15 protein-coding genes are annotated in these 15,846 nt (G+C 56.4%); 6 read left to right on the top strand and 9 right to left on the bottom strand.

Going from position 1 to position 15,846, the window contains the following annotated elements; genetic code table 11:
* Positions 1–187: 187 nt before the first annotated feature.
* The 3 genes from HB664_RS16560 to yobA are packed head-to-tail and all read right to left on the bottom strand — an operon-like array spanning position 188 to position 1,785.
* A complete protein-coding gene (locus tag HB664_RS16560) occupies positions 188–526 on the bottom strand; it encodes a YebY family protein (protein ID WP_033145840.1) in 339 nt (112 codons plus the stop codon).
* A gap of 16 nt (positions 527–542) precedes the next feature.
* The gene (gene copD / locus HB664_RS16565) at positions 543–1,412 is read right to left on the bottom strand and encodes a copper homeostasis membrane protein CopD (protein WP_033145841.1); all 870 of its coding nucleotides are present in this window, start codon (positions 1,410–1,412) and stop codon (positions 543–545) included.
* A 1-nt stretch (position 1,413) separates the two neighbouring features.
* Positions 1,414–1,785: a CopC domain-containing protein YobA gene (yobA, locus tag HB664_RS16570; protein ID WP_033145842.1), complete on the bottom strand. Its 372-nt coding sequence runs from the start codon at positions 1,783–1,785 to the stop codon at positions 1,414–1,416.
* 136 nt (positions 1,786–1,921) lie between these two features.
* Between yobA and HB664_RS16575 the strand changes: the two genes are divergently transcribed.
* From HB664_RS16575 to exoX, 3 genes are all read left to right on the top strand, one after another.
* Entirely contained in the window at positions 1,922–2,152 is a 231-nt protein-coding gene (locus tag HB664_RS16575) for a DNA polymerase III subunit theta (RefSeq protein WP_008500465.1), read from the top strand.
* A 110-nt stretch (positions 2,153–2,262) separates the two neighbouring features.
* Complete coding sequence (locus tag HB664_RS16580) at positions 2,263–2,913, top strand: carbon-nitrogen hydrolase family protein (protein WP_033145843.1); 651 nt, start codon at positions 2,263–2,265, stop codon at positions 2,911–2,913.
* Positions 2,914–2,937: 24 nt separating this feature from the next.
* Positions 2,938–3,600 carry an exodeoxyribonuclease X gene (exoX, locus tag HB664_RS16585; RefSeq protein ID WP_010432611.1) on the top strand — a complete coding sequence of 221 codons (663 nt, stop codon included), beginning with the start codon at positions 2,938–2,940 and terminating at the stop codon, positions 3,598–3,600.
* On the opposite strand, the gene ptrB is transcribed toward exoX, so the two are convergent.
* The gene (ptrB, locus tag HB664_RS16590) at positions 3,597–5,657 is read right to left on the bottom strand and encodes an oligopeptidase B (RefSeq protein WP_219939853.1); all 2,061 of its coding nucleotides are present in this window, start codon (positions 5,655–5,657) and stop codon (positions 3,597–3,599) included. The genes exoX and ptrB overlap by 4 nt on opposite strands.
* 85 nt (positions 5,658–5,742) lie before the next feature.
* Positions 5,743–6,390 carry a tellurite resistance TerB family protein gene (locus HB664_RS16595; RefSeq protein ID WP_219939854.1) on the bottom strand — a complete coding sequence of 216 codons (648 nt, stop codon included), beginning with the start codon at positions 6,388–6,390 and terminating at the stop codon, positions 5,743–5,745.
* Between the two features lie 170 nt (positions 6,391–6,560).
* Between HB664_RS16595 and purT the strand changes: the two genes are divergently transcribed.
* Positions 6,561–7,739 (top strand): formate-dependent phosphoribosylglycinamide formyltransferase, encoded by a 1,179-nt coding sequence (gene purT / locus HB664_RS16600; RefSeq protein ID WP_219939855.1) that lies wholly within the window; start codon positions 6,561–6,563, stop codon positions 7,737–7,739.
* 41 nt (positions 7,740–7,780) lie between these two features.
* Here the strand turns inward: purT and kdgA are convergent, their stop codons facing one another.
* The 3 genes from kdgA to zwf all read right to left on the bottom strand — a co-directional run bounded on the left by kdgA (position 7,781) and on the right by zwf (position 11,981).
* Positions 7,781–8,422 (bottom strand): bifunctional 4-hydroxy-2-oxoglutarate aldolase/2-dehydro-3-deoxy-phosphogluconate aldolase, encoded by a 642-nt coding sequence (gene kdgA, locus HB664_RS16605; protein WP_014884307.1) that lies wholly within the window; start codon positions 8,420–8,422, stop codon positions 7,781–7,783.
* A 39-nt stretch (positions 8,423–8,461) separates the two neighbouring features.
* Complete coding sequence (gene edd / locus HB664_RS16610; RefSeq protein ID WP_047061092.1) at positions 8,462–10,273, bottom strand: phosphogluconate dehydratase; 1,812 nt, start codon at positions 10,271–10,273, stop codon at positions 8,462–8,464.
* 232 nt (positions 10,274–10,505) lie between these two features.
* Positions 10,506–11,981, bottom strand: coding sequence for a glucose-6-phosphate dehydrogenase (gene zwf / locus HB664_RS16615; RefSeq protein WP_023312228.1), 1,476 nt, complete (start codon positions 11,979–11,981; stop codon positions 10,506–10,508).
* A 356-nt stretch (positions 11,982–12,337) separates the two neighbouring features.
* On the opposite strand from zwf, the gene HB664_RS16620 reads away from it, so the two are divergent.
* Positions 12,338–13,207: a MurR/RpiR family transcriptional regulator gene (locus HB664_RS16620; protein WP_023312229.1), complete on the top strand. Its 870-nt coding sequence runs from the start codon at positions 12,338–12,340 to the stop codon at positions 13,205–13,207.
* Positions 13,208–13,347: 140 nt separating this feature from the next.
* Positions 13,348–14,790: a pyruvate kinase gene (gene pyk / locus HB664_RS16625; RefSeq protein WP_039263653.1), complete on the top strand. Its 1,443-nt coding sequence runs from the start codon at positions 13,348–13,350 to the stop codon at positions 14,788–14,790.
* A gap of 45 nt (positions 14,791–14,835) precedes the next feature.
* On the opposite strand, the gene lpxM is transcribed toward pyk, so the two are convergent.
* Positions 14,836–15,807, bottom strand: a complete 972-nt coding sequence (gene lpxM / locus HB664_RS16630) for a lauroyl-Kdo(2)-lipid IV(A) myristoyltransferase (RefSeq protein WP_023312230.1) — start codon at positions 15,805–15,807, stop codon at positions 14,836–14,838.
* Positions 15,808–15,846: the final 39 nt, after the last annotated feature.

Consider the following 15,846-nt stretch of genomic DNA (forward strand, 5'->3'; position numbering starts at 1 on the left):
AGAGCCGTGCGCTAAAAGTTGGCATTAATGCAGGCTAAGTCGCCTTGCCTTTTAAGAATAGATGACGACGCCAGGTTTTCCAGTCCACAGCAAAAGCGGTCGGAAAAAAAGCGCCAGAGCATCATTAAAAGTGAAAAACCGCAGTGCTTTCGCAAGCATCTGCGGTTTTTTATTGGAAACCCGAACGTTAGCAGAGCTTGTCGGCGCGCTCGATAAACGGTGCCAGACTCATTTTTTGTCCCGGATGCGCCGGGTCATCGATTTGAATAATGCTAATCGGCTGGCCGCTGCTCTTGCCGCTGGCTACCTGCTGCTCTGCGGTATCATTCAGCGGGTATTGCACAAGCGTGCTCGGGTTGATGGCATACAGCGCATGGCCCGGACGGCAGGTCAGCATCACCTCTTCGCGATTGAACGCCCATTTGTCCTTACCCACTTCAAAACGACTCACGGTGATGACCTGCGGTGCGGCAAGCGCGCTCCCCGTACAGGCCAGCAATAAGAGAGAAAGTACTGTCTTTTTCATATGATATTTAACCTTGTCAGAAGGGTTCCCAGGTGGCAAACAGACTGACCGTTGCCAGCACCAGCGCTCCCAGCACCACTTCTGCCTGTGTCATCCTGATAAAAATCTGTTGTGCTCGCCCGCTCTCCGGACGAAACCGTGGCACCAGAAAATACCGATTTGCCAGCGCAATTACCACCATCAACGCCACCAGCGCACATTTGAACAACAAAAACCGCACGTAGCCAGCCTGCCAGGGAATATCGAGGCCCAGTATCATGAGCGCATTTATCACCCCGGAGAGCAGCACGCCCGCAACGGCGTAATGCCCCACGCGCGAGAAGCGCATCATGGTAAAGATGGCGGCATTCTGCCAGCGCCCTTTCGCCAGACGCATGCAGAACAGCAGGGGCATTAATCCGCCAAGCCAGGTGGCGGCACATATCAGGTGAAAAGCATAATTAAGACGCTGCAGCGCCCCCGTCGGACCGTCGTTCATCGCCGCATGCCCTACCCCAGCCAGCAGGATAAGCTGTCCCATTGCGAGCAGCAGCAGCCGCGAACCTTTCAGCGGCGCAAGCCATGCCGCACCGACCGTCAGCGCAGCGAGGATTATTTGCCACAGCCAGACGCCGCCAAACCGGGTTCCCATCACGCTGAACCATACCTGTGGCGCAAACACATCTCCCCAGCCGTTGCCCATCAATCCGCCCTGCAGCACAAACATCAGGACCGCAGCCGCCAGGCTCACTAAGGCCGCCACTTTCTGCTGCGACAGAAAACGCCGGGACAGCAGACGGTGAAGAGACGAAGGCGCAAACCAGACGCTGTAAAGCGCATTGCCAAACACCAGCATCAGCGCCCCGAAATGGATAAAGCGTAGCCCGATATAACACAGCGTCAGCATGCTATTTCACGCTAAAGTGATAGCTGCCTTTGGTTTTATGGCCGTCCACGGAGACCACATGCCAGTCCACCTGGTAAGTCCCTGATGCCAGCGTTTGTTCCAGCGGCACGGTAAGCTGAGCTTTGTTCTTTTCGTCGCGCGTAGCGGTTCCCGTTTTGATGACCTGCTTTTGCGCATCCGTTACCACCACACCGCTAAATCCAGGTTCGATACCTTCTGAAAAATTCAGCGTAAGTGCCTGCGGTGCGGTCACCACGCTGTCTGCTGCCGGGATCTGCTGTTTAAGATGTGCATGTGCCAGCACGGAAGGCGTCATCATTGTCGAGGCCACAAAAACCAGTGCGCAGACCGCGCGGGAAGCGGAGAAACCCATCCTATCATTCCTTTTTGTTATGTCTGTATGCTAAAGAATAACGCTGTATAATAAACGAGTCGAGGATCATCCTGCCTCCGCTTGTCATCGTCGTGCAATCGCGGTAACGTTGCCGCCGCATAAAAAGGAGAAGGTAATGAAGATCAATCTGGCCGCCCTTCCGCAGGACGAGATGGATAAAGTGAATGTCGATCTCGCTGCCGCTGGCGTCGCGTTCAAAGAGCGTTACAACATGCCCGTCGTGGCTGAAGTCGTGGAACGGGAACAGCCCGCCCATCTGCGCGACTGGTTTCGCGAAAGACTCATCGCCCACCGCCTCGCCTCGGTCAACCTCTCCCGTTTACCGTACGAGCCTAAAGTTAAATAAGCTTAACGAGTCGTTACATTTCCTTACGCGGAATCTGGCAGGATAAGAAAACCCTGTTTATTTTAGGTGTATTCTTAAATCTCTGCGACTCAGTGTATAAGGAAGTCACGATGTCACATTGGAATATAGCGGCAGCCCAGTATGGCGGGCTGCATCAGACTGTAGATGACCATGTTACGCACCACCTGCGCTTCATCGCCGAAGCAGCACGGCAGCGGTGCGATCTGCTGGTTTTCCCTGAACTCTCATTAACGGGCTCTGGCTCGCCGACGTTACCTCCCCCGCCCGATGACGCGCAGCTGGAGCCGCTGCTCAACGCGGCACATCAACACCAGATCACCGTTATTGCCGGGCTCCCCCTGGAACAGAATGGCCAGCGCCAGAAAGGCCTTGTGCTGTTTTCGCCCGCTCGCCATCGCATTTTGCGCTATCCGCAAGGGGGCGGTGCCAGCCTCGTGCCGGGGGATAAACACCTTACCATCCTTGATGCACATCCCGATTCGCCCAATCTCGATCCCCGGGCAACGCTTGTTACCAGCTGCCAGTCGGTGGGGGATAATCGCTGGCGGCAGTCCATCAGTAACCTGCAGCGCTTCGCGCATAAATATGCCATTGCGGTGCTGATGGCGAACGCCTGCGGCGGCAGCGCGCTCTGGGATGAAAAAGGCCAGCTGATCGTGCGCGCGGATAAGGGCGAGCTTCTGGTGACCGGCACGCTCGGCGGAGAGGGTTGGCAAGGCGATATCATTCCTTTAGGCTAGGCGTTTTAAGCTCAGGAGTTTTCAATGCTGCGCGTCATCGATACCGAAACTTGCGATCTTCAGGGCGGAATAGTGGAAGTGGCCTCTGTCGACGTGGTTGATGGTAAAATCGTCAACCCAATGAGCCATCTGGTGCGTCCCGATCGCCCCATCAGCCCTCAGGCGATGGCTATCCATCGCATTACCGAATCGATGGTGGCGGATAAGCCGTGGATCGAAGAGATCATTCCGCACTACTACGGTAGCCCGTGGTACGTCGCGCATAACGCCAGCTTTGACCGCCGGGTATTGCCTGAAATGCCGGGGGAATGGATTTGCACCATGAAGCTGGCGCGTCGTCTCTGGCCGGGGATTAAATACAGCAACATGGCGCTGTACAAGTCCCGCAAGCTCAGCGTTCGTACCCCTGAGGGGCTTCACCATCACCGCGCCCTGTATGACTGCTATATCACCGCCGCGTTGCTGATTGATATTATGAATATCTCTGGCTGGACGCCGGATGACATGGCGACGATCACAGGACGTCCCGCGCTGCTGACCACGTTTACCTTTGGTAAATATCGCGGGAAGCCGGTGTCCGAGGTGGCGGATAAAGACCCGGGCTATTTGCGCTGGCTGTATAACAACCTCGACAGAATGAGCCCGGAGCTGCGCTTAACGCTGAAACATTATCTGGGCGACGCTTAACGCTCCGCACGGCCTGGCAGCGTGTCCTGCGCCAGGCCTATTAAAAAGGCATATTCCAGAGCAACCCCTTCGTACGATTTAAATCGCCCCGATTCCCCCCCGTGTCCGGAATCCATGTCGGTACACAGCAGCAGCAGATTGTCATCGGTTTTCAGCTCACGCAGTTTTGCCACCCATTTTGCCGGCTCCCAGTATTGCACCTGAGAATCATGCAAACCGGTGGTGACCAGCATATGCGGGTAGGATTTCGCCTCCACGTTATCGTACGGGCTGTACTCTTTCATATAGCGGTAGTACATCTCATCCTGCGGATTCCCCCACTCCTCAAACTCCCCGGTAGTAAGGGGAATGGATTCATCGAGCATGGTCGTGACCACATCGACAAACGGAACCTGCGCGACAATCCCCTTAAAGCGGTCGGGACGCTGGTTGATCGCTGCCCCCATCAGCATACCGCCCGCGCTGCCCCCCATCCCAAAGCAGAGCTGCGGATCGCCGTAGCCCTGCTCAATCAGCGCATCGCAGACGTCGAGGTAGTCATTGAAGGTGTTTTTCTTCTTCAGGAATTTCCCGTCTTCATACCAGTGCTGGCCCAGCTCACCGCCGCCGCGAATATGGGCGATGGCGAAAACAAAACCGCGATCGAGCAGGCTTAACCGGCTGCTGCTGAAATCGGCGTCCATGCTTGAGCCATACGAGCCGTAGCCGTATACCAGGATCGGGTTTTTGCCTTTCTGGAAATGAGCCCGATGGTAAACAAGAGAGACCGGCACCTCCACGCCATCACGGGCAGTGACCCACAGGTGCTCGCTGCGGTAGTTTTCGGACTCAAACCCTTTTACCTCGGTCTGTTTAATCACCTGGCGCTGCCCGGTATCCATATCCAGCTCAAACAGGGTGTCCGGCGTGGTCATGGAGGAGTAGCCGTAGCGCAACCGCGACGATTCGGGTTCAGGGTTGAACCCAATCCACGTCACGTAGGCCGGGTCATCGAACGCAATCCCCACCACTTCCCGGGTTTTTCGGTTGATTTGTCGGATACTGGTCAGCCCGCGCTGACGCTCTTCCACCACCAGCCAGTCGGTAAAGAGGGTGAACCCTTCCAGCATCACCTGATCCCGCGCGGGGATAAGCACCTCCCACTTGCGCTCATCGCGCACTTTGGTTTTATAGAGACCAAAGTTTTTGCCCTCGCGATTGGAGCGCAAATAAAAGCTGTGCTGGAAGTGGTCCAGGCTGTACTCGTGATCCTTGCGGCGCGGCAGGAAACAGAGCGGCTGGGCGTCCGGCAGTTCGGCATCCAGCAGCAGGACTTCCGACGTCGTCGCGCTGGCAAGGAAGATAATCACATAGTGGCGTGAGGAGGTTTTATGCAGGCTGACATAGAAGGTTTCGTCTTTCTCTTCATAAACCAGCTCGTCGTCAGCGGAGTCCGTTCCCACGGTATGTCGCCACACCTGGTAAGGCAGCAGCGTCGACGCGTGCTTTTTGACGTAGTAAACCGTCTCGGAATCATTCGCCCAGACAAAATCCGGGGAGACGTTTTCCAGCATTTCCGGATACCAGTTGCCGGTCTCCAGATTGCGAAACCGCAGGCCGTACTGGCGGCGGGAGAGATAATCCTCCGCCAGCGCCATCACCGCGTTGTCAGGGGAAATGGACATGCCGCCCAGGGTATAAAACTCGCTGTGGGCGGCGCGCTGGTTGGCATCCAGCAGAATATCCCACTCATCCCATTCGGCGCTTAACACCGACTGACGCTGGTAGATGGGATACTCATTGCCGGGCTCGTAAATATGGCGATAGCGATAGCCGTTTTTGGTCCAGGGCGCGGAGATATCGCGCTGGGGAATACGCTGCACCATTTCATTCAGGAGCTGGTCCTGAAGCGTCTGCTGGCTGGACATGACCTTGCGGCCATAGTCGTTTTCCTCGTGCAGGTAGTCGAGTACCTCTGGCCGGGAGCGCGAATCGTCCCGCAGCCAGTAATAGTTGTCTATACGCGTATCGCCATGCGTGGTGATCGCATAAGGAGTACGTCGGGCTTTCGGTGGCATGTCATCATTCTTTTAAGTTTTACACCCTATAAGGTTGGCAAAACCCACGCATGATGCAAGCGAAACAGCGTCGCGACGGCGACGACTATCCCTGTAACGCCTGTTTTTGCTCCCGGATATCCCGCTCAATGCCCTCGCGCACGTTCTGAGGGATCTTTAACGCATCGCCCAGGGCGTTAAGGTAGCTCCGCTCCATAAAATGATCGATATCGATGGCTGCGCAGCTGAGGAAATAGAGCTCCAGCGCCTCTTCCTCATTTTTCACACTTTGGGCAAGACGCTGCGGCTCGAGCGGCTGTTCTATCGCCTGCGCCACCAGCACTCTTCCCTTCTCTTCAACGCCGGCTTCGCGCAGCTGCTGCTCGATCGCCGCTCGTTCCTTATCGTCAATATGCCCGTCGCTTTTCGCGGCAAAAACCAGCGCAAGAATGAGCCGTTCGGTACGCAGATCCAGCGGCGAGGTGTGCTCGCCGTAATGCGGTTCATCGCTGTGCGCGGTCCGTATTCTGTCCTTGTATTTATTCCACAGCACGGAGCCCGCGATGGCGCCGCCGCCGGCCAGCAACGCGCCTGTACCATACTTTGCCAGCAGCTTGCGTGAGGATTTATTCGCGACCAGCAGGCTTGCCAGCCCGCCGAGCGCTCCGGGTACCAGCAGTTTGCTGAGGTCCCGCTCGCCAGACGATGTTTTCTGCCCTAACAGGGATTGCAATTGATTTAACCAGCCAGACATGGTTTCCCTCACTTAACGGTGAACATGTTTCACAGCGTAAGCGAGCAGGCGTCAGGAAATGTCTGGTCGGGCTAAAGAAGCGCAAATTTCTGTCCCCTCGTTTAGCCGTGCACGAGACAGACGCAAACGTTTTCGTTTATACTGCGCGCAACTTTTTCAGGGGGATTGTTATGATTCGTTTAGGAACTGCGCTGCGACCTGCGGCGACGCGAGTGATGCTGTTGGGATCGGGCGAGCTGGGGAAAGAGGTCGCCATTGAGTGCCAGCGTTTAGGTGTGGAAGTCATTGCCGTAGACCGTTACGCCGACGCACCCGCCATGCACGTCGCCCATCGTTCTTATGTGATTAACATGCTGGATGGCGATGCCCTTCGCGAGCTGATTACGCGCGAAAAACCCGATTTTGTCGTGCCGGAAATTGAGGCCATTGCCACCGATACGCTGATCGCCCTGGAGCAGGAAGGCCAGCGCGTGGTGCCCTGTGCGAAAGCCGCAAAGCTGACCATGAACCGCGAAGGCATTCGTCGCCTGGCGGCGGAAGAGCTGGGATTGCCCACCTCGAGCTACCGTTTTGCTGGCGATAAGGCCGCGTTCCTGCAGGCCGTCGAGGAAATTGGTTACCCGTGCATCGTTAAGCCGGTGATGAGCTCCTCCGGAAAAGGACAGAGCTTTATTCGCGACAGCGGTACCCTGGATAACGCGTGGGATTATGCCCAGCAGGGCGGCCGTGCCGGGGCCGGTCGCGTGATCGTCGAAGGCGTCGTGAAGTTTGATTTCGAAATCACCCTGCTGACCGTCAGCGCCGTTGACGGCGTCCATTTCTGCGACCCGATTGGTCACCGTCAGGAGGATGGCGATTACCGCGAATCCTGGCAGCCGCAGCAGATGAGCACCCTGGCGCTGGAGCGTGCTCAGGAGATCGCCCGTAAAACCGTCCTGGCGCTGGGCGGCTATGGCCTGTTCGGCGTGGAGCTGTTTGTGTGCGGTGATGAGGTGATTTTCAGCGAAGTCTCCCCTCGCCCGCATGACACCGGCATGGTCACGCTGATTTCGCAGGATCTCTCCGAGTTCGCCCTGCACGTGCGCGCGTTCCTCGGCCTGCCCGTCGGCGGTGTACGTCAGTATGGCCCTGCCGCCTCGGCGGTGATCCTGCCGCAGTTAACCAGCCAGAACGTCACGTTTGATAACGTCGACGGGGCAGTGGGCGCAGGATTGCAGGTACGTCTGTTCGGCAAGCCGGAGATCGACGGAACTCGCCGTCTTGGCGTGGCATTAGCCACCGGAGATAACGTTGACGACGCAGTGGCAAGAGCGAAAGCGGCTGCTGTGAGCGTCAAGGTTGCAGGATAAAAAAACGGGCCAGAAGGCCCGTTTTTCATGCGGCGAGTGGCTTACTGCTTCGCGCCTTCAACCGCTTCACGAGCCAGTTTGGTGATGCGATCCCAGTCGCCCGCTTCCAGCGCATCCGCCGGAACCAGCCATGAACCGCCGATGCACAGCACGCTTTTCAGCGCCAGGTAGTCACGGTAGTTGGCAGGAGAGATACCGCCCGTCGGACAGAAGCGTACTTGAGAGAAAGGACCCGCAATCGCCTGCAGCGCTTTGGTGCCGCCGTTCGCTTCAGCTGGGAAGAATTTGAACTCTTTCAGACCGTAGTCCATGCCCAGCATCAGTTCAGAGACGGTGCTGATGCCAGGGATCAGCGGAATAGTACCTTCCGTGGCGGCTTTCAGCAGCGGCTCGGTCAGGCCAGGGCTGATGGCGAACTGCGCGCCCGCTTCGGTCACTTCCGCCAGCTGCTGCGCGTTGAGAACGGTGCCCGCACCGATGATGGCGTCCGGTACTTCTTTCGCGATAGCGCGGATAGCATCCATCGCGCAGGCGGTGCGCAGGGTCACTTCCAGAACGCGAACGCCACCCGCAACCAGCGCTTTCGCCATCGGTACAGCGTGCTCCAGCTTGTTTACCACGATAACCGGCACGACAGGGCCAGTGGTCAGGATTGCTTCTGCACTTGTTTTCCAGTTTTTCATCAGAGTTTTCTCTCGCCAGATCGTTAAAATCAAGTCGTCTTAAAACGTAATACAGGTTGCGCCCTGCTCCGCACCGGAGAGTTTCTCACGCAGCGCGCTGAACATTTCGCGTCCGGTCCCCACGCGCGATGCGCTCAGGTCAGGAATATGGGGCTGACGTGCCGCCAGCTCGGCTTCATCCACCAGCAGGGTTAACTCGCCCGTCTGGCCGTTCACGCGGATCATGTCACCGTCGCGCACTTTCGCCAGCAGACCGCCGTCGTAGGCTTCCGGCGTCACGTGGATGGCTGAAGGCACTTTACCGGATGCCCCGGAGAGGCGTCCATCGGTGACTAGCGCAATTTTGAAACGGCGGTCCAATAATACACCAAGTGGTGGCATAAGTTTATGTAATTCTGGCATCCCGTTGGCTTTAGGTCCCTGGTGACGCACCACCACCACGCAGTCTTTATCGAGCAGACCGGCGTCAAAGGCGGGTAACACGTCATGCTGGCTTTCAAATACCACCGCCGGCGCTTCGATAACCTGGTTCTCTTCCGGTACGGCAGAGGTCTTCATTACCGCACGACCGAGGTTGCCGCTCAGCACTTTGGTGCCGCCGTGAGGAGAGAACGGTTTGTCGATAGTGGCAATCACCTGCGCATCAAGAGACGCGCTCGCCCCTTCACGCCAGTCCAGCTCGCCGTTGTTCAGCCACGGCTCCTGGGTGTAGCGCTGAAGGCCAAAGCCCGCCACGGTATTCACGTCTTCATGCAGCAGCCCGCCTTTCAGCAGCTCGCGCATCAGCAGCGGTACACCGCCTGCGGCCTGGAAGTGGTTAATATCCGCCGGACCGTTCGGGTACAGCCGTGCCATCAGCGGCACCACGGAAGAGATCTCGGAGAAGTCATCCCAGTTAATCAGAATGCCCGCCGCACGCGCCATGGCCACCAGGTGCATGGTGTGGTTGGTTGAGCCCCCGGTTGCCAGCAGCGCAACAATCCCGTTGACGATGACTTTTTCGTCAACCATTTTGCCCATCGGCATCCATTCGTTGCCGTTGCCGGTCAGACGCGTGACCTGACGGGCCGCGGCCTCGGTCAGCGCCTTGCGCAGCGGCGCATCCGGCTGGATAAAGGACGAGCCCGGAAGCTGCATCCCCATAAATTCCACGACCATCTGGTTAGTGTTAGCCGTACCGTAGAACGTACAGGTCCCCGGCGCATGATAGGACGCGGCTTCCGCCTCCAGCAGCGCCTGACGGTCTGCTTTCCCTTCCGCGTACAGCTGGCGGATACGCACTTTTTCTTTGTTCGGCAGACCGCTCGCCATTGGGCCGGACGGGACGAAGATCGCAGGCAGATGCCCAAACGACAACGCCGCCATCACCAGGCCCGGGACAATCTTGTCGCACACGCCGAGGTACAGCGCGCCATCAAACATGTTGTGTGACAGGCCCACCGCGGCAGACATCGCAATCACTTCGCGGCTCAGCAGGGACAGCTCCATGCCGTCCTGCCCCTGCGTCACGCCGTCGCACATGGCAGGTACACCGCCCGCCACCTGGCCCACCGCATTTACGCTGTGCAGCGCGTTGCGGATGATAGTGGGATAGACCTCATACGGCTGGTGCGCGGAAAGCATATCGTTATAGGAGGTAATGATGGCGATATTGTTACGCAACATGCTTTTCAGCGACGCTTTATCATCAGGCTGGCAGGCGGCGAAGCCGTGCGCCAGGTTCCCGCAGGCCAGCTGTGATCGGTGGACGGTGCTGCTCTTTGCCTGTTCAATCCGGGCGAGGTAGGCCGAACGGGTCTCTTTCGAGCGCTCGATAATGCGTTGTGTTACGCGTAACAATGTCGGATTCATAGAAGCTCCTCTAAATTATCTGTCCGGCTCGGGAGTTTACAAAGTCGCTGGCAGTTGTTAACAACGCTGAAACGCTTGCTGTCCGGAGCTCAGGGGCAAAATCACTTCCGGCAGTGTAATAAAAAAAGCTCCGCGGGTGAATCCACGCGGAGCTTAAAAGTTGAAAATTGTGCCACTAGCTGTGTTAGATCATGTTACCGGTAAAATAACACTTTCGAGCTAGAGGATTATCTTACTCAAACTCGTTCCAGGAGCGGCCATCGCGGGTGATCATTGCCACCGACGCGACAGGTCCCCAGGTACCCGCCTGATACGGTTTTGGCGCATCCTGATCGGCAGCCCAGGCTTCGGTGATGGAGTCGACCCATTTCCACGCCTCTTCCACTTCGTCGCGACGCACGAACAGCGCCTGGATACCGCGCATGGTTTCCAGCAGCAGACGCTCGTAAGCATCGGCCAGGTGCGTCTGATTAAAGGTTTCGGAGTAGCTCAGATCCAGCTTGGTGGTCTGCAGGTTGTGTTTATGATCCAGTCCCGGCACTTTGTTCAGGATCTGGATATCCACCCCTTCGTCCGGCTGCAGTCGAATGGTCAGCTTGTTCTGCGGCAGTTCCTGCCAGGACTCTTTGAACAGGTTCAGTTCCGGGTTTTTGAAGTAAACAACCACTTCGGAACATTTGGCCGGCAGACGTTTACCGGTGCGCAGGTAGAACGGAACGCCCGCCCAGCGCCAGTCGTCGATATCCACGCGGATCGCCACGAACGTCTCGGTGTTGCTGGACTTGTTCGCGCCCTCTTCTTCCAGGTAGCCCGGCACTTTTTTGCCTTGCGCAAACCCGGCGGTGTACTGGCCGCGGACGGTCTTCTCACGCACGTTGGAGCGATCGATGCGGCGCAGTGACTTCAGCACTTTCACTTTTGCATCACGGATGCTGTCAGCCGTCAGGTCAGACGGTGGAGACATGGCAATCATGCACAGAATTTGCAGCAGGTGGTTCTGGATCATGTCGCGCATCTGACCGGCCTGGTCAAAGTAACCCCAGCGACCTTCAATCCCCACCTCTTCCGCCACGGTGATTTCCACGTGGTCGATAGTGCGGTTGTCCCAGTTATTCACAAACAGGGAGTTAGCGAAACGCAGCGCCAGCAGGTTCAGTACCGTCTCTTTACCGAGATAGTGGTCGATACGGTAGACCTGGCACTCTTCAAAGAACTCGCCCACCTGGTCGTTGATTTCACGCGAGGTTGCCAGCGACGTACCCAGCGGCTTCTCCATCACGACGCGCGCCGGTTTGGCGTTCAGTTTGGCTTCACCCAGACCTTTGCAGATGGCGCCGAAGGTGCTTGGCGGCATGGCGAAATAGTTAATGGTGACACGGTTTTTCTGATCCAGCATCGCGCCTAAGCGGGTAAACGCGCTGACGTCGTTGACGTCCAGGTTGCAGAAATCGAGGCGTCCACTCAGGGTATCCCACAAACTTTCATCAATTTTTTCTTTCATGAAAGTTTCGAGCGCCTCGCGGACGACTTTGGTATAAGCGTCCTTATCCCAGTCCGCGCGCCCAACACCCAGGATACGGGTATCCGGATGAATTTGGCCCGCTTTCTCCAGTTGATACAGGGAAGGCAGCAATTTTCGGCGTGCAAGGTCGCCTTTCGCGCCGAAAATGACCAGGTCACATGCCTGGGCTGTTTGCGTTACCGCCATGTCATTCTCCTCAGTTGGATCACCTGGTACTTCTGCCAGGTATCGTTGTAATTTTATTACAATGCACTGTACTGCTTTTACGTCATTCCCGAAACCATTAGCGCTTATCGTCGCGTGCGATAACGCGATTTTTCCTCCTTTGGAGGATTACGACGGCGCAATGACGCAACAACCGTCGTTTCTTTGCGCAACGGGGTCACAGCAAAACCCGACACCGATCAAGTAATGAAAAAAAACAACAACATTATCTTGTCGATTGTTACCCTTAATGGAAGCCACAAGGGTAATATCGGCTAAATCGAATCACGATTTCATCAATTTATGAAATCGTTTACACCCATGAGCGTCCTGTTAACATGAACATGCTGGAAAAAATCCAGTTTCAACTGGAACACCTTAGCAAATCCGAGCGAAAAGTGGCCGAGGTCATTCTCGCCTCCCCCGCTCAGGCGATTCATTCAAGCATCGCCGCTCTGGCACAGGAAGCGGGTGTTAGCGAACCGACGGTCAATCGCTTTTGCCGCAGCCTCGAAACGCGCGGCTTTCCTGATTTTAAACTGCATCTGGCACAAAGTCTGGCTAACGGCACCCCATATGTTAATCGTAATGTGGATGAAGACGACAGCGTTGATGCCTATACCGCGAAAATTTTTGAATCGGCTATGGCTTCGCTTGACCACGTCCGCCAGTCGCTGGACATGAGTTCCGTGAATCGCGCGGTGGATTTGCTCACCCAGGCCAAGCGGATTGCGTTCTTTGGTCTCGGGTCGTCGGCCGCCGTGGCGCATGACGCCATGAACAAATTTTTCCGCTTTAACGTCCCGGTTATTTATTCCGATGACATTGTGCTGCAACGCATGAGCTGTATGAATTGCAGTGAAGATGACGTCGTGGTACTGATTTCGCACACCGGGCGCACCAAGAGTCAGGTAGAGCTGGCGCAGCTAGCCCGTGAAAACGATGCCATGGTGATTGCCCTCACCACGGCAGGTACGCCGCTGGCGCGTGAAGCGACGCTGGCGATCACCCTCGACGTGCCGGAAGACACCGACATTTATATGCCGATGGTCTCCCGACTGGCGCAGCTCACCGTGATTGACGTGCTGGCAACCGGTTTTACCTTGCGTCGGGGCGCAAAATTCCGGGATAACTTGAAGCGGGTCAAGGAAGCGCTGAAGGAATCGCGTTTTGATAAAGAATTGCTTATAAAGAGCGATGTTCCCTGATAGTTGATAACGAAGACGTAACCAATAATTACGATGTAACGATTTACGGCATTCGGTCCACTCTCCGCTGCCTTGCAGCAGATGAAGGCCGATTCAATGTTCACGCAACACCAAAGTTGTTTCAGTCAACGGAGTATTACATGTCCAGAAGGCTTCGCAGAACCAAGATCGTAACCACCTTAGGCCCGGCCACCGACCGCGATAATAATCTCGAGAAAATTATCGCCGCCGGCGCCAACGTGGTGCGTATGAACTTCTCTCACGGTACGCCAGAAGACCATAAATTACGTGCCGATAAAGTGCGTGAAATCGCAGCCAAACTGGGCCGCCACGTTGCTATCCTCGGCGATTTGCAGGGTCCAAAAATTCGTGTATCGACCTTTAAAGAGGGTAAGGTTTTCCTCAATATCGGCGACAAATTCCTGCTTGATGCCAACCTGGGCAAAGGCGAAGGCGATAAAGAGAAAGTCGGTATCGACTATAAAGGCCTGCCGGCTGACGTGGTGCCAGGCGATATCCTGCTGCTCGACGACGGTCGCGTACAGCTGAAGGTGCTGGAAGTTCAGGGCATGAAAGTGTTCACCGAAGTCACCGTCGGCGGCCCGCTCTCCAACAATAAAGGCATCAACAAACTGGGCGGCGGCCTCTCTGCAGAAGCGCTTACCGATAAAGACAAAGCGGACATCGTGACGGCTGCGCTGATCGGCGTTGACTACCTGGCGGTCTCCTTCCCGCGCTGCGGCGAAGATCTAAACTATGCGCGTCGTCTGGCACGTGATGCAGGCTGCGATGCTAAAATCGTCGCGAAAGTTGAACGCGCGGAAGCCGTTTGCGATCAGGATGCCATGGACGATGTGATCCTCGCGTCCGACGTGGTAATGGTTGCGCGTGGTGACCTGGGCGTGGAAATTGGCGACCCTGAGCTGGTAGGGATCCAGAAAGCGCTGATTCGTCGCGCACGTCAGCTGAACCGCGCGGTGATCACCGCGACTCAGATGATGGAATCGATGATCACCAACCCAATGCCAACCCGTGCAGAAGTCATGGATGTGGCTAACGCCGTGCTGGACGGTACCGATGCGGTGATGCTCTCTGCGGAAACCGCTGCGGGCCAGTATCCGGCAGAAACCGTGGCCGCTATGGCGCGCGTCTGCCTGGGCGCTGAAAAGATCCCAAGCATCAACGTTTCTAAACACCGTCTGGACGTGCAGTTCGACAACGTGGAAGAAGCGATTGCGATGTCTGCGATGTACGCGGCAAACCATCTGAAGGGCGTTACCGCGATCATCACCATGACCGAATCTGGCCGCACCGCGCTGATGACCTCTCGTATCAGCTCTGGTCTGCCGATCTTCGCCATGTCCCGTCACGAACGTACCCTGAACCTGACGGCGCTGTACCGCGGCGTGACGCCAGTTCACTTCGACAGCACCAGTGACGGCGTAGCTGCGGCGCACGATGCCGTAAACCTGCTGCGCGACAAAGGCTATCTGGTGTCCGGTGATATCGTCATTGTGACCCAGGGCGACGTGATGAGCACCATCGGCTCAACCAACACCACGCGCGTTATGACCGTCGAGTAATAATGTCTGTGTTAAAAAGCCCTCTCCAGATGGAGAGGGCTTTTTTTATTTCCGCGGATAAAGCTCTTTGCGTTTATAGGGCTCAGTTTCACCCGGCTTACGCGTTTTAAGCAGCTTCAGGATCCACGTGTACTGTTCGGCATGCGGCCCCACCAGGATTTCCACCTCTTCGTTCATTCGACGCGCAATGGTGTGGTCGTCCGCGGTCAGCAGATCATCCATCGGCGGACGGACCTCAATACTCAGGCGATGCGTTTTGCCGTCATAGACCGGGAACAGCGGGATCACGCGGGCACGACAGACTTTCATCAGGCGACCAATCGCGGGGAGCGTCGCTTTATAGGTCGCAAAGAAATCGACAAACTCGCTGTGCTCTGGGCCGTGGTCCTGATCCGGCAGATAGTAGCCCCAGTACCCCTGACGCACCGACTGAATGAAGGGCTTAATGCCATCGTTACGCGCATGCAAACGTCCGCCAAAACGACGACGCACCGTATTCCAGACAAAATCGTAGATTTTATTTCCCTGGTTATGGAACATCGCCGCCATTTTCTGGCCCTGAGACGCCATCAGCATCGCCGGAATATCAACGCCCCAGCCGTGGGGAACAAGGAAAATGACTTTCTCGTCATTGCGGCGCATCTCCTCGATGATGTCCAGCCCTTTCCAGTCAACGCGATCGACGATTTTATCCGGCCCTTTCAGCGCCAGTTCCGCCATCATCGCCATTGCCTGCGGGGCGGTGGTGTACATTTCATCAATGATTGCCTCGCGCTCGGCGTCGCTTTTCTCAGGAAAACAGTAATAGAGGTTGATCTGCGCGCGGCGGCGGGCGCTCTTGCCTAAACGCCCGGCCAGACGGCCAATTTTACCCAGAACAGGATCGCGAACAGAGGCAGGCAGCATCGCCATCCCCGCAAAGGCGTAGACACCAAGCCAGGCGCCCCAGTTGCGCGGATGGCGGAAGGATTTTTCAAACTCAGGAATGTATTCAATATTGTTTTTTTTGGTTTCCATGCTGGATCCAGGGTCTGATGACGCAAAATTTTATTCAGA

The sequence above is a fragment of the Enterobacter sp. DNB-S2 genome, assembly GCF_019443845.1.
GTDB classification, from domain to species: Bacteria; Pseudomonadota; Gammaproteobacteria; order Enterobacterales; family Enterobacteriaceae; genus Enterobacter; species Enterobacter asburiae_B.